The sequence below is a fragment of the Glycomyces sp. NPDC021274 genome, from assembly GCF_040641195.1.
Classification (GTDB): domain Bacteria; phylum Actinomycetota; class Actinomycetes; order Mycobacteriales; family Micromonosporaceae; genus Glycomyces.
Window position 1 is genome coordinate 779,492 of the sequence record NZ_JBFADC010000001.1, and the last position, 24,475, is coordinate 803,966.

The 24,475-nt window shown below is 70.4% G+C and carries 22 protein-coding genes, 1 tRNA gene, 1 pseudogene and 1 riboswitch; of the genes and pseudogenes, 3 read left to right on the forward strand and 21 right to left on the reverse strand.

The window, feature by feature from the left end:
• The first annotated feature begins 1 nt into the window (after window position 1).
• The gene (locus AB0I03_RS03530; RefSeq protein WP_360405694.1) at window positions 2-1,090 is read left to right on the forward strand and encodes an ROK family protein; all 1,089 of its coding nucleotides are present in this window, start codon (window positions 2-4) and stop codon (window positions 1,088-1,090) included.
• A 130-nt stretch (window positions 1,091-1,220) separates the two neighbouring features.
• Here AB0I03_RS03530 and AB0I03_RS03535 read toward each other — a convergent pair.
• The 21 genes and pseudogenes from AB0I03_RS03535 to AB0I03_RS03635 all read right to left on the reverse strand — a co-directional run bounded on the left by AB0I03_RS03535 (window position 1,221) and on the right by AB0I03_RS03635 (window position 21,576).
• Window positions 1,221-1,295, reverse strand: a tRNA-Gln gene (locus tag AB0I03_RS03535).
• A gap of 58 nt (window positions 1,296-1,353) precedes the next feature.
• Window positions 1,354-2,040, reverse strand: coding sequence for a hypothetical protein (locus AB0I03_RS03540; protein ID WP_360405697.1), 687 nt, complete (start codon window positions 2,038-2,040; stop codon window positions 1,354-1,356).
• A 70-nt stretch (window positions 2,041-2,110) separates the two neighbouring features.
• Window positions 2,111-2,779: a hypothetical protein gene (locus tag AB0I03_RS03545; RefSeq protein WP_360405700.1), complete on the reverse strand. Its 669-nt coding sequence runs from the start codon at window positions 2,777-2,779 to the stop codon at window positions 2,111-2,113.
• A 78-nt stretch (window positions 2,780-2,857) separates the two neighbouring features.
• Window positions 2,858-3,745, reverse strand: a complete 888-nt coding sequence (locus AB0I03_RS03550; RefSeq protein ID WP_360405703.1) for a LemA family protein — start codon at window positions 3,743-3,745, stop codon at window positions 2,858-2,860.
• Window positions 3,746-3,826: 81 nt separating this feature from the next.
• Window positions 3,827-5,155, reverse strand: coding sequence for a phosphoglucosamine mutase (gene glmM / locus AB0I03_RS03555; RefSeq protein ID WP_360405706.1), 1,329 nt, complete (start codon window positions 5,153-5,155; stop codon window positions 3,827-3,829).
• Window positions 5,156-5,299: 144 nt separating this feature from the next.
• Window positions 5,300-5,875 (reverse strand): 30S ribosomal protein S9, encoded by a 576-nt coding sequence (gene rpsI, locus AB0I03_RS03560; protein WP_353895412.1) that lies wholly within the window; start codon window positions 5,873-5,875, stop codon window positions 5,300-5,302.
• Between the two features lie 25 nt (window positions 5,876-5,900).
• Window positions 5,901-6,344: a 50S ribosomal protein L13 gene (gene rplM / locus AB0I03_RS03565; RefSeq protein WP_270115708.1), complete on the reverse strand. Its 444-nt coding sequence runs from the start codon at window positions 6,342-6,344 to the stop codon at window positions 5,901-5,903.
• Between the two features lie 258 nt (window positions 6,345-6,602).
• Entirely contained in the window at window positions 6,603-7,763 is a 1,161-nt protein-coding gene (locus AB0I03_RS03570; RefSeq protein ID WP_360405710.1) for a hypothetical protein, read from the reverse strand.
• The gene (locus AB0I03_RS03575) at window positions 7,750-7,881 is read right to left on the reverse strand and encodes a hypothetical protein (protein ID WP_360405713.1); all 132 of its coding nucleotides are present in this window, start codon (window positions 7,879-7,881) and stop codon (window positions 7,750-7,752) included. Before AB0I03_RS03575 ends, AB0I03_RS03570 begins: the two co-directional genes overlap by 14 nt.
• 111 nt (window positions 7,882-7,992) lie before the next feature.
• Complete coding sequence (thiC, locus tag AB0I03_RS03580; protein WP_360405716.1) at window positions 7,993-9,585, reverse strand: phosphomethylpyrimidine synthase ThiC; 1,593 nt, start codon at window positions 9,583-9,585, stop codon at window positions 7,993-7,995.
• 91 nt (window positions 9,586-9,676) lie between these two features.
• Window positions 9,677-11,020, reverse strand: coding sequence for a bifunctional hydroxymethylpyrimidine kinase/phosphomethylpyrimidine kinase (thiD, locus tag AB0I03_RS03585; protein WP_360405719.1), 1,344 nt, complete (start codon window positions 11,018-11,020; stop codon window positions 9,677-9,679).
• Window positions 11,017-11,823 (reverse strand): thiazole synthase, encoded by an 807-nt coding sequence (locus tag AB0I03_RS03590; RefSeq protein ID WP_360405722.1) that lies wholly within the window; start codon window positions 11,821-11,823, stop codon window positions 11,017-11,019. The genes thiD and AB0I03_RS03590 overlap by 4 nt, the downstream gene beginning before the upstream one ends.
• Window positions 11,824-11,825: 2 nt before the next feature.
• Window positions 11,826-12,017, reverse strand: coding sequence for a sulfur carrier protein ThiS (thiS, locus tag AB0I03_RS03595; protein ID WP_360405725.1), 192 nt, complete (start codon window positions 12,015-12,017; stop codon window positions 11,826-11,828).
• The gene (locus AB0I03_RS03600; protein ID WP_360405728.1) at window positions 12,014-13,678 is read right to left on the reverse strand and encodes an FAD-dependent oxidoreductase; all 1,665 of its coding nucleotides are present in this window, start codon (window positions 13,676-13,678) and stop codon (window positions 12,014-12,016) included. Before AB0I03_RS03600 ends, thiS begins: the two co-directional genes overlap by 4 nt.
• A 257-nt stretch (window positions 13,679-13,935) precedes the next feature.
• Window positions 13,936-14,490, reverse strand: a pseudogene (gene thiE / locus AB0I03_RS03605) (thiamine phosphate synthase); the annotation flags it as partial.
• Window positions 14,491-14,764: 274 nt separating this feature from the next.
• Window positions 14,765-14,871, reverse strand: a riboswitch (TPP riboswitch).
• Window positions 14,872-14,953: 82 nt separating this feature from the next.
• Complete coding sequence (locus tag AB0I03_RS03610; RefSeq protein ID WP_360405731.1) at window positions 14,954-16,198, reverse strand: family 1 glycosylhydrolase; 1,245 nt, start codon at window positions 16,196-16,198, stop codon at window positions 14,954-14,956.
• 41 nt (window positions 16,199-16,239) lie between these two features.
• Window positions 16,240-17,076, reverse strand: a complete 837-nt coding sequence (locus tag AB0I03_RS03615) for a carbohydrate ABC transporter permease (RefSeq protein ID WP_360405734.1) — start codon at window positions 17,074-17,076, stop codon at window positions 16,240-16,242.
• Window positions 17,073-18,020, reverse strand: coding sequence for a sugar ABC transporter permease (locus AB0I03_RS03620; protein WP_360405737.1), 948 nt, complete (start codon window positions 18,018-18,020; stop codon window positions 17,073-17,075). Before AB0I03_RS03620 ends, AB0I03_RS03615 begins: the two co-directional genes overlap by 4 nt.
• A 90-nt stretch (window positions 18,021-18,110) precedes the next feature.
• Window positions 18,111-19,367 carry an extracellular solute-binding protein gene (locus AB0I03_RS03625; RefSeq protein WP_360405740.1) on the reverse strand — a complete coding sequence of 419 codons (1,257 nt, stop codon included), beginning with the start codon at window positions 19,365-19,367 and terminating at the stop codon, window positions 18,111-18,113.
• Window positions 19,368-19,746: 379 nt separating this feature from the next.
• Window positions 19,747-20,760 carry a LacI family DNA-binding transcriptional regulator gene (locus tag AB0I03_RS03630; protein WP_360405743.1) on the reverse strand — a complete coding sequence of 338 codons (1,014 nt, stop codon included), beginning with the start codon at window positions 20,758-20,760 and terminating at the stop codon, window positions 19,747-19,749.
• Between the two features lie 198 nt (window positions 20,761-20,958).
• Window positions 20,959-21,576 carry a methyltransferase gene (locus tag AB0I03_RS03635; protein WP_360405746.1) on the reverse strand — a complete coding sequence of 206 codons (618 nt, stop codon included), beginning with the start codon at window positions 21,574-21,576 and terminating at the stop codon, window positions 20,959-20,961.
• 264 nt (window positions 21,577-21,840) lie between these two features.
• On the opposite strand from AB0I03_RS03635, the gene AB0I03_RS03640 reads away from it, so the two are divergent.
• Together AB0I03_RS03640 and AB0I03_RS03645 are read left to right on the forward strand one after the other, a co-directional pair.
• Window positions 21,841-22,839 (forward strand): hypothetical protein, encoded by a 999-nt coding sequence (locus tag AB0I03_RS03640; RefSeq protein WP_360405749.1) that lies wholly within the window; start codon window positions 21,841-21,843, stop codon window positions 22,837-22,839.
• A 523-nt stretch (window positions 22,840-23,362) separates the two neighbouring features.
• Window positions 23,363-24,391: a proprotein convertase P-domain-containing protein gene (locus AB0I03_RS03645; RefSeq protein ID WP_360405751.1), complete on the forward strand. Its 1,029-nt coding sequence runs from the start codon at window positions 23,363-23,365 to the stop codon at window positions 24,389-24,391.
• Window positions 24,392-24,475 lie beyond the last annotated feature (84 nt).

A 24,475-nucleotide genomic window follows, 5' to 3' on the forward strand; every position in this document is an offset into this window, starting at 1 on the left:
GGTGGCCCTGCCCCCGGCCGTGGAGCTGCGGCGGCGCAACCGCGCGGCGCTGCTCGAGCAGCTCCACCGGCACGGTCCGCAGACCCGCGCGGAGCTCACGGAGGCGTTGGGACTCAACCGCTCCACGATCGGCGCGCTGGCGACCGACCTGGCGGATTCGGGGCACCTGCAGGAGACGACGGGGCAGTCGACCGGTTCGGCCGGTCGGCCCTCGACGCTCGTCGCCTGCGTGCCGCAGTCGATCACTGTGGCGGCGGTGGAGATCCGCGCCGACCGGCTGCGTTTCGCGCTCGTGGGCCTGGGCGGCGAGGTGCTGGAGCGGTCGGAGACGGCGCTCGGTGACGGCGCCGACCCGATGGCGGCGGTGGCGGTGATCGCCGGCGGCACCGCTGCGGAGGCGGTCGAGGCGGTGGCGGCGATGCCGGGCCTGGTCGACGAGGGCACGGTCGCGCACTCGACGGAGCTGGGCTGGGTCGACCGGGCGGTGGCCGCCGATCTGGAGGCGGCGACCGGCCGGGAGTGGATGGTGGTCGACGCGGCGACGGCCGCGGCGGTCGGCGAATGGTCGCGCGGTGACGCGCGCGATGCCCGCAAGCTCCTGTACCTGCACGGCGGCCGGGGACTGACCGCGGGACTGGTGATCGAGGGCCGCGCGCAGCGCGGCGGCTCGATCCAGTTGGGGCACATCGTGGTCGAGCCCGGCGGGCGCGAATGCGAATGCGGGCTGCGCGGGTGCCTGGAGGCCGAGATGGAGGTCCTCGCGTTCGCCGAGGACATCGAGCGCACCACGCTCGCGGCGGGCATGGGCGACGCCGCGGCGCGGGACTGGCTGCGCCGCTCGGGCGAGGACCTGGGCCGGGCCCTGGGCGCGGTCGTGACCGCGACGGGCCCCGACGAGATCCTGTTCGGCGGCTGGCTGCGGGAGCTGTACCTGTCGACGGCCGCGCCGGTGCGCTCGGCGCTGGCGGAGACGACGCTCCCGCATCTGCGCTCGAAGCTGCGGCTGCGCACGCCGGTGCTCGGTGACGAGGGGGCGCTCATGGGCGCGGCGGAGACGGGCTTCGAAGCGGTCTTCGACCGGATGCGTTGACCCGGCACGGGGCTTCCACGGCCAATCGATGGCTTCTGGGCTGCGACCGACCGCAAGATCACGAAGCGGATCAACCGCCTGGTCAAGAGATCAAACGCCGCTTCGCGTTCTCGGCGTGCGGATCGAGATGTGGCTGGCCCGCCAGGACTCGAACCTGAAATGACTGAACCAAAATCAGTAGTGTTGCCAATTACACCACGGGCCATCGCGGGCAGCGCTTCTCAGCGGCCCGCGCGCAGCAATCTTAGCAACCCGTGCGATCGCTACCCGTCCGACCACACGTGCGCGGGCACCTGGTCGAGCACCTGGTGCAGGAACTCCGCGTAGTAGAAGATCGAAGCCGGATCGAGCCGCCCCGGGCGGAAGGTCATCAGCCACGCCCCCTCGAACCGCCAGCGGATCGTGTGCGCGCGCGGGTCGGCGAGCATCCATTCCATCGTGCGCGGATGGATCACGTCGTGCGCGTAGCGCGGGCTCGGCGACATGATCCTGAACTTGTCGTTGAACGCCCTGTTCTCAAAGGCGATGTCCTTGTCGAACCGCCGGCTCAGCGCGGTCTCGTGCGCGATGTCGAGCAGCGGCCGCATCGCGGGGAGGCTGATCGCGACCACCTGGTAGTCGTGCGTGGTGTCGGACTCCCCGCTGCTCACGTGGTACCGGAGCCGGAAGCAGTGCAGGTGCGTCCCGCGGAACGTGCCGCGCAGGACGTCGAGCGCCTCGTGGCCGCTGCCGGTGGTGAACGGCGGCTGCCGCGAGAGCCCCAGCGCCGACTGGTCCTGGGGCCAGTACTGGAAGCCGTGGTGGGCCGCCCAGGCCGCGAGTGCCGCGATGTGCCGCTGCCGCTGCCGGTGCGAGTAGTAGATCGCGAGCGCGATGGCCGTACCGGGGATCCCCAGGCACACCAGCGAGAACAGGGAGACGTACAGGCCGATGACGACGCCTTCGGTCACGTTGCCTCCTTCTCCCCCCGGGTGGGGACGCCGCCGGGCCGCGTCGTTCGACGCGGCCCGGAAGGAGTCGTCAGTTGTTCGCCCACACGTGCCTGGGCACCTGTCCGAGGATGTCGATCAGGAAGTCCGCGTAGAAGAAGACCTCCTCGAGCTTGAGCGCGCCCGAGCGGTAGGTCATGAGCCACGGGCCCTCGAACCGCCACGAGTACGACCGCGCGCGCTGGTCCTGGAGCATCCACTCCATGGTCCGGGCGTGGATGATGTCGTACGCGAACCGGCGGTTCGGCGACTTGATCCGGAACGTGTCGTTGAACGCCTGGTTCTCGAAGTCGATGTCCTTCGCGAACCGCTTGGTCAGGAAGTTCTCCTGGCTGATGTCCAGCAGCGGCCGCGCGGCGGGCAGGCCGATCGCGACCACCTGGTGGGTGTGCGTCTGCGACTCCTTGCCGCTGCCGGTCGTGTACTGGTACTGGAAGAACACGATGTGCACGTTCTTGTACATGCCGCGGAAGACGTCGATGCCCTTGCGGGAGTGGCCGACGTTGAACGGTTCCTCAGTGGACAGACCGGTCACCGAGTTGTCGCTGGGCTCGTAGTGGAAGCCGTACTGGGCCGCCCAGGCCCGGAACATCGCGATCTTCTTCTGCCTGGCGCGCCAAGCGAAGTAGATGCCGACACCGACCACGATGAGGCACAGGACGTAAGCCCACCACGGCATGTCGCCGCTGGAATCAGACACGGGGTGTTTCCTTCTTACACGGGCGTTCAGGGCTGGGGGACGGCTCGCAAGCTTCGCCGAAAATGCAGGTGCGGGGGCCTACCGGCCGTAGGGCTGCTGGCCGTATCCGGGCTGCTGCGGCTGCTGGGGCTGCTGCGGGTAACCGGGCTGGGGCGCAGGCTGGCCGTAACCGGGCTGCGGGGCGCCGTAACCGGGCTGCTGGGGCTGCTGCCCGTAGCCGGGCTGCGGGACGGGCTGGCCGTATCCGGGCTGCTGCGGCGGCTGCTGCTGGTAGCCGACCTGCTGCGGCTGGCCGTAGCCGGGCGGCATCTGACCGGGTGCCGGCTGCGGCGGCATCTGCTGCTGCTGGACCGGCGGCTGCTGCATGTACGCCGGCTGGCCCATGTCGCGCATCTTCGGCGCCGTGCGGGCCGCCGGATTGTCGAGCTCGAAGTACTCCTCGGGCTTGAAGCCGCCCATCTTCGCGGAGATCGAACCTGGGAAGACCTGCAGCGCGGTGTTGTACTCGCGCACGTTCGCGTTGTAGAACCGGCGCGGGGCCGCGATGCGGTTCTCGGTCTCGGTGATCTCCTGCTGGAGCTGCAGGAAGTTCTGGTTGGTCTGCAGGGCGGGGTAGGACTCCTGCATGTGGATGACGCCGCGGATGGCGTTCCCGAGCTGGCCTTCGGCCTGGCCCTGCTGGGCGTGGCCCGCGTTCGGGTCCTGCCGGGTCTGCATGGCCGCCGCGCGCGCCTCGGCGACCTGCCGCAGCGTCGCGTTCTCCGAGCCCGCGGCCTGCTGCACGACGTACATCAGGTTGTCCAGCAGGTCGTACCGACGCTGGAGCTCGACATCGATCTGCGCCCAAGACTCCTGGGTGATGTTGCGCATTCGCACCAGTTTGTTGCGTCCGCCGAGGGCGGCGAACACCAGGATCAGGCCGATCAACAACAGGAGGATCAGGATCCAGACGATTGGGTTGTCCATAGGGCGTGAGCTTAGTGCATCTATGCCAACGGGAGGGCACCGCTCAGGTGCCCTCCCGCTACGCAAACCAGATGGTCGGAATCAGCCCATGGCGTGTTCGACGACCGCGACGAGCTCGGCCGCCACCGACACCGCCACCGGCTCTTCCGAGGCCTCGACCATGACCCGGACGAGCGGCTCGGTGCCGGAGGGCCGCAGCAGGACCCGGCCGTCGGAGCCGAGCTTCGCCTGCCACAGCGCCACGGCACTGCGCACGTCCGCATGGTCGATCACGGACTTGTCGGTCACCCGCACGTTCACCAGCACCTGCGGCGCGGGCGTGAACACGGAGGCGAGCTCCTCCAGCGACTTCCCGGTGGCGGCCATGCGCGCGAGCAGCAGGATCGCCGTGAGCGTCCCGTCGCCCGTGGTCGCGTGGTCGGAGACGATGATGTGCCCCGACTGCTCGCCGCCGAGCGAGTAGCCGCCCTCGCCGATGCGCTCGAGCACGTACCGGTCGCCCACCCCGGTGACCTCGAGCTTGATCCCGGCCGCGCCCATCGCCTGGTGCAGGCCGAGGTTGCTCATCACCGTCGTGACGAGCGTGTCGCCGCGCAGCTGCCCGGCCTCGCGCATCGCCAGCGCCAGAATCGCCATGATCGCGTCGCCGTCGACGTCGGCGCCGTTCGCGTCCACCGCGAGGCAGCGGTCCGCGTCGCCGTCGAGCGCGATGCCGGCGTGCGCGCCGTGCTCGACGACGGCCGCGCGCAGCCCGCCCATGTGGGTGGACCCGCAGTCCTCGTTGATGTTGAGCCCGTCGGGGTCGGCGTTGATCGTGATGACCTCGGCGCCCACACGACGCAGGGCCTCGGGGGCGGCGCCCGTGGCGGCGCCGTTGGCGGGGTCGAGCACGACCTTGATGCCCTCGAGCGGGTGCGGGCAGGCCGCGACCAGGTGCTCGATGTACGACTCGACGGGGTCGACCGAGCGGACGATGCGACCGACGCCCTCGCCCTGCGGCAGCGGCGTCGTGTCGTTCATGGCCGCCTCGATGGCGTCCTCGACCTCGTCGGGGAGCTTGCGGCCGCCGGCCGCGAAGAACTTGATGCCGTTGTCGGGCATGGGGTTGTGCGAGGCCGAGATCATGACGCCGAAGTCGGCGCCGGTCAGGGCCGTGAGGTGGGCGACCGCGGGCGTGGGGAGGATGCCCAGGTCGATGACTTTCACGCCCGCCGCGGCGAGGCCGGCGGCGCTGGCGGCGGCGAGCATCTCGCCGGAGGCGCGGGGGTCGCGGCCGATGACGGCGACGGCGCGGCGGTCAGCCGCACCGAGGACCCGCGCGGCGGCGATGCTGAGGCGGAGTGCCAGGTCGGGCGTGAGGTCGGCGTTCGCCCGCCCTCGTACGCCGTCGGTGCCGAACAGTCGTGACACGGTGTGGCTTCCCATCGTTGTGGCATAAAAAAACGGGGGCTGCCGAGGATGTCCTCCTCGGCAGCCCCGTCGCTTGTGCAGACTAGCGCGTTCCCCGCTGCCCGAAACTCACGGATCGCAAGCTTCGTGGGCGGGGAAGGCGTGCTAGCGCTTCGAGTACTGCGGTGCCTTGCGGGCCTTCTTGAGGCCGTACTTCTTCGATTCCTTCTCGCGCGCGTCGCGGGTCAGGAAGCCGGCGGCCTTGAGGGCCGGGCGCATGTTCGGGTCGACCTCGAGCAGGGCGCGGGCGATGCCGAGGCGGAGCGCGCCGGCCTGGCCGGTGGCGCCGCCGCCCTTGATGTTGACCAGGACGTCGAAGTTGTCGCCGGCCTCGACGGTCACGAAGGGCTCCGCGACGGTCTGCTGGTGGACCTTGCTCGGGAAGTAGTCCTCGAGGGTCTTGCCGTTGACGACGTACTTGCCGGTGCCGGCGACCAGGCGGACGCGGGCGATCGCGCGCTTGCGGCGGCCCACGGTCTGGATCGCGCGGTCGGACGGCACCACGGGGATGCTCGGCACGGACGGCGCGGCGGCGACGTCGGCGGGGACGTCGACAGGGACCTCGGGAACCTCGACGGCGGTCTCGGCGACCTCGACGGGGGCCTCGGGGGCTTCGGTCTCGACGACCTCGGCGGCCTCGGTTGCTTCAGTGGCCTCGTTGGCCTGGATCTCGTCACTCATGTGGATGCTCCTGTTCCGCCCGCGCCTACTGCGCGATCTTCTTGATCTCGTACGGCTTCGGCTGCTGGGCGGTGTGCGGGTGGCCGGGACCCGCGTAGACCTTCAGCTTCTTGGACACGGCGCGACCGAGCTTGTTCTTCGGCAGCATGCCGAAGACGGCCTTCTCGACGACCTTGTGGGGGGCCTTCTCCATGAAGTCGGCGTACGACTTCTCCTTGAGTCCGCCCGGGAAGCCGGAGTGGCGGTAGGCCTTCTTGGTCTGGAGCTTGTTCCGGGTCAGCACGACCTTCTCGGCGTTCACGATGATGACGTAGTCACCGGTGTCCGCGTTCGGTGCGAAGGTCGGCTTGTGCTTGCCGCGGAGCAGTTCGGCAGCGTGCGTCGCGAGCCGGCCCAACACCACGTCGGTCGCGTCGATCACGAGCCACTGCGGGTCAATGTCACCCGGCTTAGGGCTGTACGTGCGCACAGGTTTACCTAGCTTTCGTTGTCGGTGTGGAACGAATCCCGCGGATGAGGGCGGGACCGCCTGAATCCCCGGGGCCGAGATCGGCGCGCTCCGCGGCGCTGGGCCGCGGGCGTGGGATTCGTTGGACAGTGCTTTCGCGGTGAAGCGTGCGGGCCGTTAGCGGGCCCGGTGCGAAGTCACTCGAACAACAGCTGCCAAGTCTACGCGGTGGTGGCGGCCCCCCTGAAGGCGGCCGCCGTGACCTCGGCTACAGCCCTTTCAGCGCGGGAGTTCGGTGCCTTGGGTGAACTCGAGTCCGGGTTCGGCGGCCGCCTGCTCGGCGACGGACCGGTACCGGTCCACGGCGCGCAGGATCCGCTGCCAGCGCGAGGCGACCTGCGGCCGGGCGCGTTCGCGTTCGTTCACCATGTCGAGGAAGTTGAACCAGGCGGTGATCTCGGCCGCACCGGCCGCGGGGACGGTCACTTCGGTCTCGGCTTCGAACGCCGGTCCGGCCGGGTGCGCACTGCGGGGGTCGCGGATGCCGCCGACGCTGACGTACAGGCGGGCGGGGCCCTGCGGGGCGGGGATCCACCAGGTGCCCCAGGCCGAGCCGAGCGGCCGTCCGTCGAGGTGGACGTGCGGGGCGTCGACCCAGTCGGTGAGCTCGTTGCCGAAGAACTCGTACCGGCGCAGGCCGATGGTGTCGCGCAGGCGCTTGTCCATGCCGATCATGTGCATGGTGCGCGGGCGGGGGCGGACGCGCAGGAGGATGCCGGTGCCGGCGGGCGGGGCCGCGGCGGCGGGCAGGATCAGTGCGGGCGAGTCGGGCAGGGCGAGCGGGGCGGGTGCGGTCGCGGCGGGGTCGAGCGGGTCGCGGCGCCTGCCGTAGGCGGCGGCGAGCCCGGCGGTCAGCGACACGGCCGTGGCCGCCCCGATGATGCCCACCGTGACCGGCCCGGCGTCCCAACCGAGCGGTTCGCGCAGGAGGAGGCCGACGACGAACGCGACGATGAGCGCCGGGAACCACAGGCCGCAGCCCCAGCGCACGCCGCTGACGACGCTCGGCGACGAGGATCGCGCGAGGGCCTGCTTCACGTGCTCCTCGGTGCCGGCGTGCACCCGGTCGCGGCCGCCGCCGTGGCGGTCGAGGTGATGACCGAGGTGCAGGTCGATGGTCGCCCCGGCGCGGATGTCGACGGCGACGGTCTCGTAGACCTGCCGGACCATGATCTCGACGCGATGGCGGCCGGCGTGGAGTCGCAGCTCGATGCGGCCGTCCTCGGCGGCTCCGGCGGGGCGCCCGTCGACGAGGATCGCGGGCGCGGCCTTCGCCATCGTGACGATCCCGAGCGCCGAGTCGGTGTCGAGGTCCTGGATCTGGAGGTCGGGGACGTGGAGGCGGAGCGTGCCGCGTCCCCGGTCGTCAGCAGGGGGCATTCGGGTTGGTGGGGACGATCTCGATCTCGAGGCCCTTGAACAGGTCGCCGAGCCGGCCGGTGATCCCCCAGGTGAGGTCTTCGGCGGTGTCGACGGCGATGGGCTGGTAGTCGCTCACGACTGCTCCTCCGGATCGGGGGTCTGGCGGGGGGCCGATGGATCGTCTCACGATACCGACCCCCCTCCAGCGGGCCCACCGGTCGGCGGCCGGAGCCGCCGACCGTGGGGGTCAGGCGGCGTCCACGACCGGGAGGTAGACCTTGCCGCCGGAGGCGGTGAACTCGTCGCTCTTCTCGGCCATGCCCTTCTCGGCGTACTCCTTCAGCTCCTGGCTGATCTTCATGGAGCAGAACTTGGGGCCGCACATGGAGCAGAAGTGCGCGGTCTTCGCCGGTTCGGCGGGCAGGGTCTCGTCGTGGTACTCGCGGGCCCGGTCGGGGTCGAGCGAGAGGTTGAACTGGTCCTGCCAGCGGAACTCGAAGCGGGCCTTGGAGAGCGCGTCGTCCCACTCCTGTGCCTTCGGGTGGCCCTTGGCGAGGTCGGCGGCGTGGGCGGCGATCTTGTAGGCGATCACGCCCTCCTTGACGTCCTCGCGGTTGGGCAGGCCCAGGTGCTCCTTCGGCGTCACGTAGCAGAGCATCGCGGTGCCGAACCAGCCGATCATGGCCGCGCCGATCGCGGAGGTGATGTGGTCGTAGGCGGGCGCGACGTCGGTGGTGAGCGGGCCGAGCGTGTAGAACGGGGCCTCGCCGCAGATCTCCTGCTGGAGGTCGACGTTCTCCTTGATCTTGTGCATCGGGACGTGGCCCGGGCCCTCGACCATGACCTGGACGTCGTACTCCCAGGCGATGTGGGTGAGCTCGCCGAGGGTGCGGAGCTCGGCGAACTGGGCGTCGTCGTTGGCGTCGGCGATGGAGCCGGGGCGCAGGCCGTCGCCGAGGGAGAACGCGATGTCGTACTTCGCGAAGATCTCGCAGAGTTCGCGGTAGTGCGTGTAGAGGAAGTTCTCCTCGTGGTGGGCGAGGCACCAGGCGGCCATGATCGAACCGCCGCGGGAGACGATCCCGGTGACGCGGCGGGCCGCGAGCGGCACGTACCGCAGGAGGACCCCGGCGTGGACGGTCATGTAGTCGACGCCCTGCTCGGCCTGCTCGATGATCGTGTCGCGGTAGACCTCCCAGTTGAGCTTCACCGGGTCGCCGTTGACCTTCTCGAGGGCCTGGTAGAGCGGGACGGTGCCGATCGGGACCGGGGAGTTCCGCATGATGTGCTCGCGGGTCTCGTGGATGTGCTTGCCGGTGGACAGGTCCATCACGGTGTCGGCGCCCCACTTGGTGGCCCAGGTGAGCTTCTCGACCTCGGCGGCGACGGAGTCGGAGACGGCGGAGGTGCCGATGTTCGCGTTGATCTTCGTGAGGAAGTGCTTGCCGATGATCATCGGCTCGGTCTCGGGGTGGTTGACGTTGGCGGGCAGGATCGCCCGGCCGGCGGCGATCTCGGCGCGCACGAACTCGGCCTCGAGGCCTTCGCGGACGGCGACGAACTCCATCTCAGGGGTGACGATGCCCTGCTTGGCGTAGTGGAGCTGCGTGGGGCAGTCGAGCTGGTCGCCTTCGTGCTCGATCGTGCTCGACGCGGCTCCGGCGCGCTCGGCGATCCAGCCCGCGCGCAGCTTCGGCAGCCCCACCTCGGGATCGGACCCGGGCCCGGACGTGTCGTAGAGCCGGACCGGCGGCTCGCCGCCGGCCAGCTCGACCTGGGTGAACGGCACCTGGATGTCGGGACGCGGGCCTTCGGCGTAGACCTTGCTTCTGGCGTTCATGCTGTCTCCTTGCAGTGGTTCGATACGAATCTCGATCGGTCCGCGCGCACTGTTCGAATCGTGAGCGGCGCGGCAGTGTCAGACCCCGATGTCAGGGTTGGAACCGGGGGCCCACCGAATCGCCAATAGCGCCTTCGGCGTCCCCGGAAACCAAGCGGCGCTGCGGAACGCGAGAGCGCGTGCGGCACCCGTCGACCTGGGCCGCTTGCGCCGGAGCGGCCCCTTGCAGGACCACCCGCAGCGGCCACGGGCGGAACCCGCCCGCCGCGTTGCGCCGGTCGCGCCGAGACGACCGCTCGGCGCGCCTTTGCCGCGGTGGTGGTGCGGCTCGGGAGTGCGCAGAGTCCCGGGTGAATCTCGCGTTCCTCGATCCGCGGCGCGCGGCTTCCGCGATGTGCGCGGGCGGTAAATGCGCATGATGGTGATGGACCGGCCCTGGGCCGAGGCCGAGCCGCCAGTCCGCTGCGGCCTGCAACGCCTCGGTCACGTACGTCTTCGCGCCCGAGACCGCTTGCGGCAGCGGGTGTCCGAGCGCGAGCCGCGCCGCGATCGCCGAGGCGAGCGTGCACCCCGTGCCGTGGTCGTTGCGGGTCGCGACCCGCGGCGCCGTCAATTCGAGCATCCGGCCGTCGCACCACAGCACGTCGATCGCCGAGCCCGAACCGCCTGCGGCGCCGGCGGTTCCACCCGAGGTGCGCGGATCGTCGCGGCGCTCACCCCGGCCGCTTCGCATTCCGCCAGGCTCACCCGGGCCGCTCGGCGGTCCCCCGGTGTCCTCCGACCCGCGGACGCTGATGCGCTCACCGCGACCGCCACTCGTCGGTTCGCCCTCGTCCACGCCGCTGCGCTGCGCCAGACCGGCGTCCTCCTCGCGGTGACCGCCCTTGACCAGCACTGCTCGCGGCCCGTAAGTCGCCAGGGCGCGGGCGGCCTCGCGCATGTCGTCGACCGTGGTGATCTCGCGGCCGAGGAGTTGTCGCGCTTCGATCAGGTTGGGCGTCAAGAGGGTCGCGAGCGGGCCGAGCCGCGCGAGGTACGCGGCCGGGTCGCCCGCGAACAGCGAGTCGCCGGTCGTCGTGACCATCACCGGGTCGACCACGAGGTTCGGCAGCCGCTCGGCCTCGCCGTACTGCGCGACGAGCGCGAGCAGCGCGTCGCCGCCCAGCATCCCGGTCTTGACCGCCGCGACCGAGAAGTCGCCGAGGACCGCATCCAGTTGGGCCTGAACCAGATCCACCCCCACCGCCTCGGCGGCGGTGACACCGCGCGTGTTCTGCGCGGTGATCGCGGTGATGACGCTGGTGCCGTACACGCCATGCGCAGCGAACGTATGCAGGTCCGCTTGGATGCCCGCGCCGCCGCCGGAGTCGGACCCGGCGATGGTCAGCGCCACGGGCGGCTGCCGCTGCGACTTTCCCGATGCTGCGCGGCTCACAGGTCGGCCATCCCCTCGAAGCTCGATGAGGCATTGGCCAAGTGGCGCTTGGGAATGCGGCCCGCGAGACGGGCGGCGCGGCCGGCGCTCACGGCATCGCGCATCGCGGCGGCCATGAGCGCGGGGTCGGCGGCGCGGGTCACCGCGGTGGCGAGGAGGACCGCCGAGCAGCCGAGCTCCATCGCCAGCGCGGCATCCGAAGCGGTGCCGATCCCGGCGTCGCAGACGACCGGCACGTTGGCGTTCTCGCAGATCAGCGCCATGTTGTGCGGGTTGCGCACGCCGAGGCCGGTGCCGATGGGCGCGGCGAGGGGCATCACCGCGGCGCACCCGGCGTCCTCCAGGCGGCGGGCCAGCACCGGGTCGTCACTCGTGTAGGGCAGAACGGTGAACCCGTCGGCGACCAGGGTCTCGGCGGCGTCGAGGAGTTCGACGGGATCGGGGAGGAGGGTGTCCTCGTCACCGATGACCTCGAGCTTGATCCAGTTGGTGCCGAATGCTTCACGGGCGAGTTTGGCGGTGCGCACGGCCTGCTCCGCGGTGAAGCACCCGGCGGTGTTGGGGAGGAGTTCGACCCCGCAGCGTTCGATGACGTCGAGGAGGGACCCGGACGCGCCGGGGTCGACGCGACGCAGCGCGACGGTGACGAGCTCGGTGCCGGAGGCGGTGATCGCCTCGGCGAGCTGGGCGTGGTTGGCGGCGCCGCCGGTGCCGAGGATGAGGCGCGACGTGAAGGTCTTGTCGGCGATCTTCAGGTCGGCGTCGCGGGTCGGGTCGGTGCGGGCGGTGGCGTGCTGTGGCATGGCTAGCCTCCTTGGGTCGCGGTGAGCACTTCGACAGCGTCGCCGTCGGCGAGCGGACGGTCCCATTCGGACCGCGGCACGACTTCCCCGTTGAGCGCCACGGCGATGCCCCGGCGCGCGGTGGTGACGGCGGCGACCGCGTCGGTGATGGTGGCGATGCCTTCGCGCGCTTCGCCGTTGACCTCGATCTTCATGAGTCAGCCTCCTCGTGGGTGGAATTGGATTCGGCCGCATCGGAGCCGCTGCGCGGTGGGCGGTCACCGGATTTGTCAGACCCGCCGGGCACCCTTGATTCGGGGGCGCCTGCGAACGGCGCGGCGTGGCGCTGGTCGCTGCCCTCGAACGGGTCCGCTCGCGACGGTCGCAGCTCGTCGCGACGCGGCGGACCGCTCGCCGATTGCGCGTCGGCGCTCTGGTCCGGCGCAGCGCTGACCGCATCTCGCCTGTCGGCTTCCTCGATCCGCGCCAGAGCTCCTGCGCGCTGCTCCTCGGACGGCTCGCATTCGGCGCGCTGCTGTTCCGACAGATTGATCCGCGGCGAGCGATCCGAGCGCTGGTCCTGCGCCGTCCCGAAGCGACGCGGGTCGAAGGCCGCCGGGACCGCCTTCTCGTTTCCGTTGAGCAGCGCGGCGACTGCGGTCGCTGTCGCGGGGATGAGGGCGATGCCGTTGCGGTAGTGGCCGGTGGCGGCCACGGTCCGCTCGTCGAGGCGGCCGATGAGGGGCAGGTTGTCCGGGGTGCCGGGGCGGAAGCCGACGCTCACCTCATCGAGGTGGTATTCAGCGATCTCGGGCACGAGCTCGATCGAGCGGCGCAGCAGGTCGTACACGGCTCCGGCGGTGCCGGTGCGCTGGTCGAACCCGCGTTCGTCGCTCGAGGCGCCGACCACGATCTCGCCGCTTTCGCGGGTGACGATGTAGATCGGGTGCCCTTTCACGAAGCCGCGCACGGTGGTTCGGGGCACCGGCTGGTCGCCGACCGCCCGGAGCCGCAGCACCGCGCCGCGCACCGGCCGCACCGGCAGATGCCACGAGGCGGCGGTGGCATGCTCGTTCTCGCGGTCGCGGCTCCCGCGGTCCCCGTCGATCGCTCGATCGCCGTAACCGTCATCCCGGTTGCCGCCACGGTCGCCATCGCCATCGCCATCGCCATCGCCGAGTGAACCCATCAGGTCCGGGCCCCAGTCCGATCTCCGACCCGCACCCGCACCCGCACCCGCACCCGCACCCGCACCCGCACCCGCACCCGCACCCGCACCCGCACCGAAAAATCTCGCCGATCCGCAGCCGGCCGCGATGACCACCTGGTCGGCGTCGAGCGCCGCGAGGGCGTCGACGCGCTCGGTGCGCAATGCCACCCCGGCCCGCTCCGCCGCGATCAGTAGTGCGTCATGTACTACTCGCGGATCCACGGCCCGGTCCTCCGGCGCGAGCACGCCGCCACGCACCCGGTGGCTCAGCAGCGGCTCGACCTTGCGAGCGGCGCGCGCCGACAGCGTTTCGACGTTCCTTGCGGTGAACCGGTACAGCGCCGCCTGCCGGTCGATCTCAGCGCGGTCGCCGTCCTCGACGCCGACGACGAGCGTCGGCACGTCGCGGAAGCCGAGGTGCAGGCCGGAGGCCGCTTCAAGTTCGCGGGCAAAGTCGGGCCAGGCGTCGGCCGATTCGGCCATGAACGGGCCGAGTGCCTCCTCGCCGTAATGGGATTCGGTGACGGGAGCGATCATGCCGGCGGCCACGCGCGAGGCGCCCGAGCCCGGATCGGGGTCGTGCACGACGACCTCGGCCCCGGACTGGGCGGCCCGCCACGCGACGGCGAGCCCGATCGAGCCGGCGCCGACGATGGCGATGCGCATCAGGCCTCGCCCACCCCTCGCAGGAGGCCGGTATCGGGCGCTTCGCTCCGGCCGCCGAGGTGATCGTGCATGGTGTCCCCGGCGACCGGCAGGGCGTGATGATCGGCAGAGCGGTGCCCGACCTGCCGGTCTCCTGCGTCCGGATCGCCGTGGCCGGTGTTCCGAACGCCGACCGCGCCGAAGCGCTCACCGCGCGAACCGCCTGCGGCCCGCCAGTCTCGGCTGCCGTCGTCGTGTGCTGCCTCCGGGCTCTCCCCCACGGCTTCAAGGAGTTCCACCGTCGCCTGGCGCGGGTCGGCGGCACCCGCGATCGCGCCGACGACCGCCACACCATGGGCTCCGGCCTGTCGGCACAGCGCCGCGCGCTCGGCGGTGATGCCGCCGATGGCGATCACCGGCAGGTCGACGGCCTCGCAGACCGCGGCCAGGCCTTCAAGCCCGATCGGTTGCGGCAGACCGGCTTTCGTCGTGGTCCCCCAGACCGGTCCGACACCGAGATAGGTCGCCCCGGCGCGACGGGCGGCTCGGGCCGATTCCGGGTCGCGGGCGGTGCCGCCGATGATCGAAGCGGCGGGAAGGATGCGGCGCGCCGCGTCGAGGGGAAGGTCGTCCGCGCCGAGGTGGACGCCGTCGGCGCCGACCGCCTGCGCGATGTGCACCCGGTCGTTGACCAGGCAGACCGCCCCGTACTGGTCGCAGAGCGCAGCGATCGCGGTCGCGAGGTCGAAGGCCGCCCGATCGGTGTAGTGATCCTCGGGCCGGACCTGGACGAGGCGCGCCCCCGCCGCCAGCGCGGCCTCGATCGCGAGCAGCGGATCGCGGTGCGTGGCAAAGCTGACGGCGTCGCGCCCCGGCCCGGCCGAGCCGGTCACGGCCAGCACGTCGCGTTGCAGGGAGACCACTCCCTGCGGCGCTTGGAGGATCGGCCCGGCGGCCGGAGGGACGGCGGTCGGTTCGAGCGACACGGCAAGGGAGTCAGCGAGTCCGAGGACCGGGTCACGGAGCGTTGCGCCGAATCGCGGCGTGTTCGGCGGTGCGACCGGTCCGCGGGTGTCGGTGATGACGTGAAGTCGGGGTAGACGAGTAGCGCGCATAGCTCCTTCTCCCTGCGCCAGCATGATCTGGATCAGGTTCGACGGTCGGGACTACCAAGTCCCCTCTCAGCCCGATGCATCGGACTCCCGTGGGTTTTATTCGTTTACGGCCGTTACGCTACGTCATCGCGAGGACCTTTCGCAAGTGCGGTGTCAGGTACTGGACACCGCCGCTCTCCGGCTACCCGCCGGTCGCGTGGTGGCGGAAGCGCTCGACGATGTCGGTCCGGACGCGTTCAAGGCCCGTCTCCCGCTCCTCGAGTCGCCACAGCCCCATGGTGAGCCGGTGCGCCTCGCGCGGCTGCTCCGAATGGCGGTAGGTCCATTCGTACATGTCGAACAGGGGCCACCACGTGTATCCGACGACGTCGACGCCGGAGGCGCGCAGGTCGTGCAGGGCCGCAACGGATTCGTCGAGCCAGTCGAGCCGCTCCTTGACCGATCCGGTCACGCACGTCTCGGTCAGCATGACCGGCGCCCCGTACCGGGTGTGGGCCTCGCGTATGAGCTCGTTCAGGCCGGTGACGCCGTCGTCGCGGGTCGGGCGCGGGTCGCGGAAGCCGCCGCCGTGGAAGACCCCGGCCTCGAAGACCTCGGTCGAGTGGCGCGGGTAGTAGTTGACGCCCATGACGTCGGGGAGCACGGGCGCCTCGGCGAACCAGGCGAGGTCGGCGTCGTTCCACCCGTTGGCACGCAGGTGCGGCGTGAGCGGGTGGGCGTCGTCGACGCGGCCGGTGACGAGGTCTTCGACGAGGAAGACCTGGTTCTTCAGGCGGGCCGCGTGCTCGCGGTGCTCCGGGACTTCGGTGTCGCCGACGTAGCGCATGCCGGCGTCGACGTGGACGAAGACGCCGCGGTCGCCGAGGACGTCGCGCATGGCGCGCTGGGCGAGCACGAAGCCGCGGGCGAGCTGCCCGACCATGGTGCTGAGCCCTTGCGGCCCTGAGAGGTACGGGGGCCAGTACGCGTACTCGCCGGAGAAGAGCGCGTGGATCATCGGCTCGTTCACCGGCGTGTAGTCGTGGACGCCGAGGTGCGCGTAGCGTTCGGCGACGCGGGCGGAGTACTCGGCGACGAGCTTCGGGTAGTCCGGATTGGCGAACTGCCGTTCCAACCACAGTGGAGTGCCGTAGTGCATGAGGTCCACAATGGGCCGAAGGTGGAGCTCGGCGTAGCGGTCCATGACGCGGTCGAGCCATTCCCAGTCCCAGCGGCCGGGTTCGGGCTGGATGCGATGCCACGGCACGCCCCACCGCACGAGCTCGGCGCCCGCCTCGACGGCGAGGCCGAGGTCGGCGTGCCACCGGTCGTAGTGCTCGGTGAGCTCGTACTCGTCGATCGGCCGCTCGCCCGGCCCGGCCTGGGGCACGAAGGTGTCCTCGACACCGACGGCGAAGTGCAGGCCGCCGTCGCGGTGCCAATTCACAGCTCCGCGAGCGTCGCCGAGGGGCCAATTGGGGGAGCCGGTCATTTGAGTCCTGTCGTTGCGATGTTCTCGATGAAGCGCCGCTGGATGAAGAGGAACGCGATGACGAGCGGCAGGATCGCGATGAGCGAGCCGGCCATCATCACGCCGTGGGGCACGATGCCGCTGGGTCCGGTGAGCTGCGTCAGGCCGGAGGTGATGGTGCCCATCTCGGCGTCGGTGGTGAACACCAGCGGCCACAGCAGGTCGTTCCAGTTGTTGACGAAGGTGAAGAGCCCCAAGGTGAGCAGGGCGGGGACGGCGTTGGGGAGCACAATGGACCGGAAGATCCGGAACTCCCCCGCGCCGTCGATGCGCGCGGCCTGGTCGATGTCGCGCGGGAGCGCGAGGAAGAACTGGCGCAGGAAGAAGATCCCGAACGCGTCGGCGGCGCGCGGCGCGATGAGCCCGGTGTACGTGTTCACCCAGCCGAGGTCGGCCACGAGCTGGTACAGCGGGATGAGCGTGGCCTGGAACGGGATCATCAGCGTCGCGATGATGACGATGAGCAGGAGCTTGCGTCCCCTGAAGTCCAAGCGCGCCAAGGCGTATGCCGCGAGCGAGTCGAAGACGAGCGCGAAGAGCGTGACCCCGCCGGCGAACACGAAGCTGTTGCCGACCAGTCGCGCGAACGGCAGCTCGGAGGTCACGGTCTTGAGGTTGTCGAGCGTCCAGTCGCCGGGCAGCAGGCTCGGCGGGTAGGCGTTGACCTCGGCCGCGGGCTTGAACGCGGTGAGCACGATGATCGCGATCGGCAGCAGCACCAGGGCGGTGACGACGACGAACGCGATCGTCGTGAGCACAGTGGAGGGCTTGAGTCCCCGGAGTCGCGTCCTCATGCCAGGTCCTTTTCTTTGCGGCCGAAGAACACGAACTGCGCGAGGCTCAGCAGCAGGGTCGCGGCCAGCAGCACGTACGACAACGCCGAGGCGAAGCCGATGTCGAGTTTGCGGAAGCCGGACTCGTAGATCTCCATGACGAGGGTCTGGGTGCTGCCGTAAGGGCCGCCGCCGGTCATCACGTAGATCTGGTCGAAGGCCTGGAGCGCGGCGATCATCGCGAAGATGAGCACGAACGCCATCGTGTTCGACAGCATCGGGAGGGTGACGTTGCGCAGGCGCGACCACGCGCCCGCGCCGTCCATGCGGGCCGCCTCGTAGACCGAGGTCGGGATGTCCTGCAGGCCCGCCAGGAAGATCACGAAGTAGAAGCCGAAGAGCTTCCAGACGGCGACGAGCACGACCATGGGCATGGCCAGGTGCGGGTCCTCCAGGACGTTGCCGATCTGGATGCCGAGGCCGCGCAGCCAGTAGTTGAGCAGGCCGACCTGCGGGTCGACGAGGTAGCTCCAGGCGAAGGCGGCCACGGAGAACGAGACCACGAACGGCACGAACAGGGCGGTGCGGAAGAAGCCCCGGAAGGGCAGGCGCGGATTGTTGAGCAGCAGCGCGAGCCCGAGCGCGGCGACGACCGCGACGGGCGTGAACAGCACGGTGTAGAGCGCGGTGTTCGTGACGGCGTTGAGGATGTCGGGGTCGGTGAAGACCCCGATGTAGTTCTCCAGGCCGATGAACTCGGGGTCGCCGAAGCCGCTGGCGTCCGTGAAGGACAGTCGTAGCGCCGAGAGCATGGGCCAGATCGTGAACGCGCCCAGGACGATCAGGGCCGGGGCGAGGAACGCGGCGGCTTTGGCGGTGCGGTGCGCGGGACTGTCGGCGCGGCGGCGTCCGCCCAGCGGTGCGGGCGGGCGGTACCGCCGGCCCGTCGGTGGTGCGGTGGTCATGGTCTCCTTCACTCCCCTTGGTGCGGCGGGGACGCCGAGGGGCGGCGTCCCCGCCGGTCGCTGTCCTGTTCGGACTTCGTTCCGGCCTGGCTAGAGCGCGTTCTGGATGGTCTCCTGGGCCTGGGCGAGCAGGTCGGCGATGTCGTCGCCCGCGATGGCGCGCTGGGTCAGCTCGTCCACGGCGGCGAGCACGTCGACGCTGTTGACGACGCCGGGCAGGAGCGGGCGGCCGAGGTCGGCGATCTCGGTCAGCGAGGCGACGACCGCGTTCGAGTTGACCGCTTCGGCGGGCACGTCGGTGCGCAGCGGCGGCCAGCCGGACCCGAGCGACCAGGCGGCGGCGTTCTCGTCGTTCAGGAAGAACGCGAAGAACTGCTCGGCGGCGGCGCGGGCGTTGTCGTCCGCGTCCACCGTGACGGCCATGGAGACGCCGATGGCGGAGGCGGCCTGGGTCGCGGGCCCGGCCGGGATCGCGGCGATGGCGCACTCGATGCCGTTCTCAGCGGCGATGGAGGCCATCCAGGGGCCGCCGATGGTCATGGCGGCCTTGCCGGCGCCGAACAGCTCGTCGGCGCCGACGCCGTCGATGCCGGTGGGCGAGATCTTGTCATCCACAATGGCCGCACGCCAGTACTCGAGCGTCGCGGCGTTCTCGGGCGAATCGATGACCGCGTCGATCCCCTCGCTCACGATGTCACCGCCGTTGCCGTAGAACAGGGACGGCCAGAGTCCATTGGCGACGGTGGCGTGGTCGGGCAGGACCACTCCGTACTGCTCCGGGGTGCCGTCGCCGTCTTCGTCCACAGTGAGCTGCTTGGCGGCGGCGACCCACTCGTCCCAGGTGGCCGGGAACTCGGTGACGCCGCCGGCCTCGAACAGCGCGGTGTTGTAGTAGACGGCCAGCGGCACGAAGCCGGTGGGCACGCCGTACCTGGTGCCTTCGACCTCGATCATCGCGACCGCGCCGGGGATGAGGTTCGCGGTGTTGGACGAGTCGTCGGCGTAGAAGCTGGTGAGCTCGACCAGGGCGCCCTTGTCGGCGTAGACCGGGAGGCGCTCGGCGGGCATGGCGACGATGTCGGGGCCCTCGCCGGCGGACAGGGCCGTCAGCAGGGTGTCGTCGATGCTGGCCCAGGTCTTGACCTCGGTGTTCACCGTGATGTCGCTCTGGGAGGCGTTGAAGTCGTCGACGATGCCCTGGAGCACGTCGCCGTCCGCCTCGGTGTAGCCGTGCCAGAAGGTGAGCGTCGCCGGACCGCCGGTCTCGCCGTCGCCCGAGCATCCGGATCCGAGGAAGGCCAGCGCGGCGCTGCCGGCGCCGCCCATGAGGACCGTTTTGCGTTTCATTTCAGTTCCCTCCCAACGCAGCTGTGCTGTCACAACCGGCGCTGTCAATGAGTGATGCGGCATGCAGTTGGTACGAACAACGTCGAGGGGGTCCTGTACTGGGGGAACCGTTTGTACAACGTTGTAAGTTCGGGAAGCGTACGCCCGCCGTGTCGCGACTGTCAACGCGACCCGCCGTTCTTTTCCACTTCGTTTCCGATCCGTGATCAGATCCGCGACCGTGGGCTTGACCTGCGGGCATTGATGGCCGTACGACGTCCCGGACGCATAATACAACGTTGTAAATTGTCGGTGTACGAGGCCGCGAGCGACCGGCATCGAAGCGGGATTGCCGACCGCGGGGTCGGGACCCGGAACGGGCTCGCCCTGCGCCCTGCGGTCAGTTCCTCGGCGCGGACTCGCGCTCGACGATCGTGTAATCGGCCAGCTCGGTCCGGGGCGGTTCCTTCGGGCCGACCTCGGCGATGCGCGCGAGCAGCGTCTCGAGTGCGGTGCGCGCCAGCCACTCCCGACCGGGGTCCACTGTGGTGAGCGAGGGGATCGAGTAGGCGGCCTCGTCGAGGTCGTCGAAGCCGATCACGGCCACGTCCTCGGGCACGCGGCGGCCGGCCTCCTGGAGCACGCGCATCGCGCCGAGCGCCATGGTGTCGTTGAAGCCGAAGACCGCGTCGAACGGCACGTCCCGATCGAGCAGCTCGTGCATGGCGCGGGCGCCGTCGGCGCGGTGCCACAGGGTCGCGCGGACCACGAGCGAGGCGTCGTAGGGCACGTCGTGGGCGGCGAGCGCCTCGCGGTAGCCGCGCAGGCGGAGCCGGGCCGAGCCCATGACCTCACCTTCGTACTCGCCGATGACGGCGATCCGGCGGCGGCCCGAAGCGAGCAGGTACTCGGTGGCGGCGCGGGCGGCCTCGACGTTCCGCATCGTCACGTGGTCGCACGGCCAGTCGAAGGTCCGCTCGCCGAGGAGCACCAGCGGGAACGGGACGTTGAGCGCGTCGGCGTCCTCCTGGCCCATGCCGAGCGGGCTGAGAATGAGGCCGTCGGTCATGCTCAGGCGCGGGCTGCGCAGCAGCGCGAGCTCGCGGTCGCGGTCGCCGCCGGTCTGCTCGACGACCACCGTGAGGCCGGACTCCTCGGCCGCGGCGATGACCATCCCGGCGAGCTCGGCGAAGTAGCTCAGGTTGAGCTCGGGGACGGCGAGGGCGACGGTGTCGGTGCGGCCCGAGCGCAGGCTGCGGGCGTTGAGGTTCGGCTTGTAGCCGAGCTCGGCGATCGCGCGCTCGACCTTCTCCCTGGTCGCGGGGCGGACGTGCGGGTAGTCGTTGATGACATTCGAGACGGTCTTGAATGAGACGCCTGCCAGTTTCGCGACATCGCGCAAAGTCGCCGCCATCGCACCTCCTCGGTCCGCGCTGATTCTACAACGATGCAAATCAGTCCTGCCGGACCGATTCGGCCCGGGTCGGCCCGCTCACGGCCCGACTCGGCGACAGTTTATCCGCACATTTCGATGAACTGATTCGTCGGCGTCCGCCGAGTACCTGAGGGGCGCAATGGGCGCGCCCCGCCCGGTCCGACTCGGCTCGCGCCGCTATGCCTCCGCGCGTTCGACCTTCAGGACGCGGTAGCCGTTGGCGCTCGCGTGCTTGTCGACTTCCCAGCCGTTGTCGGCGAGCCAGCGCGCGAGGGAATCGGCGCCGAGGTGCTTGGAGACGACGAGCCAGGCGACGCCGCCGTCCTTCAGACGCGGCAGCCAGGTCTCGAGCAGTTCGTGCAGGGCCTCTTTGCCGACCTTGATGGGCGGGTTGGACCAGATCTCGTCGAACCGCACGTCCGCCGGGACGTCCTCGGGCGCGGCGACGTGCACCGTGCCGGGGGCCTTCGCGGTGTTGCGGCGGGTCAGGTCGAGAGCGCGGCGGTTGACGTCGACGGCCCAGACCTCGGCGTCGCTCCGCTGGGCGAGCACGGCGCTGATCGGCCCGTACCCGCAGCCGAGGTCGAGGAAGGTCCCGGCGGTCTCCGGCGGTACGACCTTGTTCAGCAGCACGCTGGTGCCGGGGTCGAGGCGGTAGCCGGAGAAGACCCCCGTCGAGGAGGTCAGCTTGTATTCGACGCCGTCGAGCGTGAACTCGACGGTGCGCTCGCGGTCGTCGACGGCGGGCTGCTCGCTGAAGTAGTGCTCTGGCTGGTCGGCTGGGCCTTTGGACATGCCGACCATTGTCGCCTGCCCGTCCTGCGCCGGTCGCCCGGATCGGCCGGTTAGAGACGTGGGCCGTCTCCGACCCCGGGAGTGCTGCGTGACATGTGATGTGCCACCGGGTCGGTGTCGCTCGCACACTCGAGTGCACTGCGTGACATGTGATATGTCACGTGGCACGGCTTGTCACCCGGGGAGATGAACGCCGCCCCATGCCGTCCTTCTCCCGGGGGAACGCTTCCCGGTTTCGGCGGTTCCCGGGTCTAAGCTGCCTCCATGGCACATGGCCCGTCACCGTTCGGAGTTCCCCAGGAGACGCAGGCGCACCGGCCTCCGGACAATCCAGGATTCGACTGGTCGGAGTACGACGAGCGCTCGCAGATGCGCGCGCCCACCGCGCGGCTCAGCCCCGAGGACCGCACGCCGACCGTGCGGCTCGGCGCGGGAGACCGCTCGCCCACGCGCGGGCGGCGCTCGCCCGAAGAGGAGATGGAGGAGCACCTGGACCAGATCCAGGCCTCGCGTCCCCTGCGCCGCGCCGCCCAGCGCGCCCGGCGCCGCACGAAGTGGTGGCTGGTCACGCTCGTGATCGTGAGCGCGCTCGCGGTCGTCGGGGCGTGCACGGCCGGGGCGTTCATCGTGCTCCGCGAGGGCGAACCTGACCCGTCCGCGCCGAGCGCCGAGCCCGCCGCGGACCAGCCGTCCGCAGTGGACGACACAGAGGCGGCGCCCGAGGTGGTCGACCCGATCGCCAGCCGCGCGACCGACACCGCACCGATCTCGATCGAGGAGCTGTTCGGGGCGGACTCGATCACCCCGGCCGGCGGCACCGGCGCGTACAAAGTCCTTGAGACGGAAGAACTCTCGAACTGCGCCGACGCCGGACTCGACGAGCTCGCCGAGCTGCTGGCCGACGCCGACTGCACCCAGACCGTGCGCGCGACGCTCATCAACCCCGACGGCGAGTACGCGGCGACCGCGGGCGTCCTCAACCTGGCCGACACGGCCGAGGCGGATGCACTGCGCGCCGCGATCGAGGCGGGCCTCGAAGGCGGCTTCGCCGCCCTGCGGACCGACGGCGAAGCCGAGGAGCTCGGCCGCGCCGCGACCATGGTCGGCTACAACACCTACGGGCATTACCTGATGTACGTGGTCATCGGCCGCACCGACGGCGAGCCCATCGAGGAGGCCTCGGAACCGGTGCGCGCCATCGTGAGCGACCTCGTTGACGTGTGGTTCATCGACCAGCTCAACCCGAGGCGCGAAGTGCAGTAGCCACTCGCACGGCTTCGAAACGACGCGCCGCAGCGGCGGCCGGGGCTCGAACGTGAACGGAGAGTCCCAGCAAATCGGACATTCGCAAGCACCCCCGAATCGACAATGCCCCGTGGGTACGACACCGAATCCCAAGCTTCGGGCCGCGCTCGCGCCTAACGCCTCGAACGGGATGGTCGAGACCATTCATATTCGGGTCGTCGGCGACTCGCCGCCCGCCGTCAGCGCCTCCCTCTCGAAGGGCGCCCGACGCCACGGGCGATTGCCGTTGTGCCCCTGAAGCTTTCGGCGAACTCCCGGCCGCGCTCCACCGACCGGCCAGTGTCGGGAATGTGAACAATCTACTGTGACACTTGCCATAACCGATCATCCCATGATTTGATCAATCCAGGCCTGCGTCCCCATCCGTCCCCGGCAGGCCCAACTGGCGTCCGATTCCGATGCCATGTGACATGTCACGTAGTACCCAGTTCCCCGCGACCACCCCATCGGTCACCCCGACCGCCTCACCTCAGGAGCCGCAATGCCTTCCTGGACCCTCCCCGCCCGCCGCGCGCTGGCCGCGCTCGCCGCGACCGCGCTGGCCGTCCTCTCGGTCGTCATCCTCGACGCCGCGCCCGCCGAAGCCGTTCGGCCCCCGGGCATCCCGTCCACCGCGACCGCGCAGTCCGAGCTCAACGCGCTCACCGTCGCCGCCGAGTCCCACGCCTCCAGCTACGACCGCAGCCTCTTCCCGCACTGGCGGTCCGTGAGCGGCACCGGCAGCTGCACCGCCCGCCAGCACGTGCTCAAGCGCGACGGCCAGAACGTCGTCACCAGCGACGGCTGCCAGCCCACCTCCGGCAACTGGCAGTCCGACTTCGACAACACCTGGACGACCACGGTCTCCAACGCCACCATCGACCACGTCGTCGCCCTCTCCGAGGCCTGGGCCTCCGGCGCCTGGTCCTGGACCACCGCCCAGCGCCAGGCCTTCGCCAACGACATCAACTCCCCGCAGCTGTGGATCGCCACGACCTCCGCGAACTCCTCCAAGAGCGACTACGACCCCGCCGAGTGGATGCCCGTCAACACCACCGGGCTCCGCTGCGACTACGTCAAAGCCTGGACCCACGTCAAGTACCTGTACAACCTGTCGATCGACGCCGCCGAGAAGTCGGCGATCCAGTCGCACCTCACCAACTACTGCGGTTCCTCCGGCGGCACCCCCACGAACTGCAGCGGCTCCAAGACCACGCCCGCCGCGATCCCCGAAGGCTCGCCGCTGAACTCGACCATCGCCCTGTCCTGCACCGGGACCGCGTCCTCGACGAGCGCGGTGAGCGTCAACATCACCCACCCGTACAGCGGCGACATCACCATCGCGCTCATCGCCCCTGATGGCACGAGCCGCACGCTCAAGTCCGCCGGCGGCTCCGGCGCGAACATCGCCACCACCTACAGCGTCAACCTGTCCTCCGAGAACCGTTCGGGCACATGGACACTTCGCGTCACCGACACGTATGCAGGCGGTTCGAGCGGCACGCTGAACAGCTGGTCGCTCAGCATCTGACGCACCGAGCACCGCACCAAGGAGGGCCGGGCACTGGCGCGCCCGGCCCTCCCACCTATCCACCGCAGGTGTCAGGCTTCATCC

Coding starts and splice junctions, on each gene's coding strand:
- AB0I03_RS03550 (WP_360405703.1), bottom strand. CDS start 3,745: ATGGACAACCCAATCGTCTGGATCCTGATCCTCCTGTTGTTGATCGGC.
- rpsI (WP_353895412.1), bottom strand. CDS start 5,875: ATGAGTGACGAGATCCAGGCCAACGAGGCCACTGAAGCAACCGAGGCC.
- AB0I03_RS03570 (WP_360405710.1), bottom strand. CDS start 7,763: ATGCCCCCTGCTGACGACCGGGGACGCGGCACGCTCCGCCTCCACGTC.
- thiC (WP_360405716.1), bottom strand. CDS start 9,585: ATGAACGCCAGAAGCAAGGTCTACGCCGAAGGCCCGCGTCCCGACATC.
- AB0I03_RS03590 (WP_360405722.1), bottom strand. CDS start 11,823: ATGCCACAGCACGCCACCGCCCGCACCGACCCGACCCGCGACGCCGAC.
- thiS (WP_360405725.1), bottom strand. CDS start 12,017: ATGAAGATCGAGGTCAACGGCGAAGCGCGCGAAGGCATCGCCACCATC.
- AB0I03_RS03600 (WP_360405728.1), bottom strand. CDS start 13,678: ATGCGCATCGCCATCGTCGGCGCCGGCTCGATCGGGCTCGCCGTCGCG.
- AB0I03_RS03615 (WP_360405734.1), bottom strand. CDS start 17,076: ATGAGGACGCGACTCCGGGGACTCAAGCCCTCCACTGTGCTCACGACG.
- AB0I03_RS03620 (WP_360405737.1), bottom strand. CDS start 18,020: ATGACCACCGCACCACCGACGGGCCGGCGGTACCGCCCGCCCGCACCG.
- AB0I03_RS03625 (WP_360405740.1), bottom strand. CDS start 19,367: ATGAAACGCAAAACGGTCCTCATGGGCGGCGCCGGCAGCGCCGCGCTG.
- AB0I03_RS03630 (WP_360405743.1), bottom strand. CDS start 20,760: ATGGCGGCGACTTTGCGCGATGTCGCGAAACTGGCAGGCGTCTCATTC.
- AB0I03_RS03635 (WP_360405746.1), bottom strand. CDS start 21,576: ATGTCCAAAGGCCCAGCCGACCAGCCAGAGCACTACTTCAGCGAGCAG.
- AB0I03_RS03640 (WP_360405749.1), top strand. CDS start 21,841: ATGGCACATGGCCCGTCACCGTTCGGAGTTCCCCAGGAGACGCAGGCG.
- AB0I03_RS03645 (WP_360405751.1), top strand. CDS start 23,363: ATGCCTTCCTGGACCCTCCCCGCCCGCCGCGCGCTGGCCGCGCTCGCC.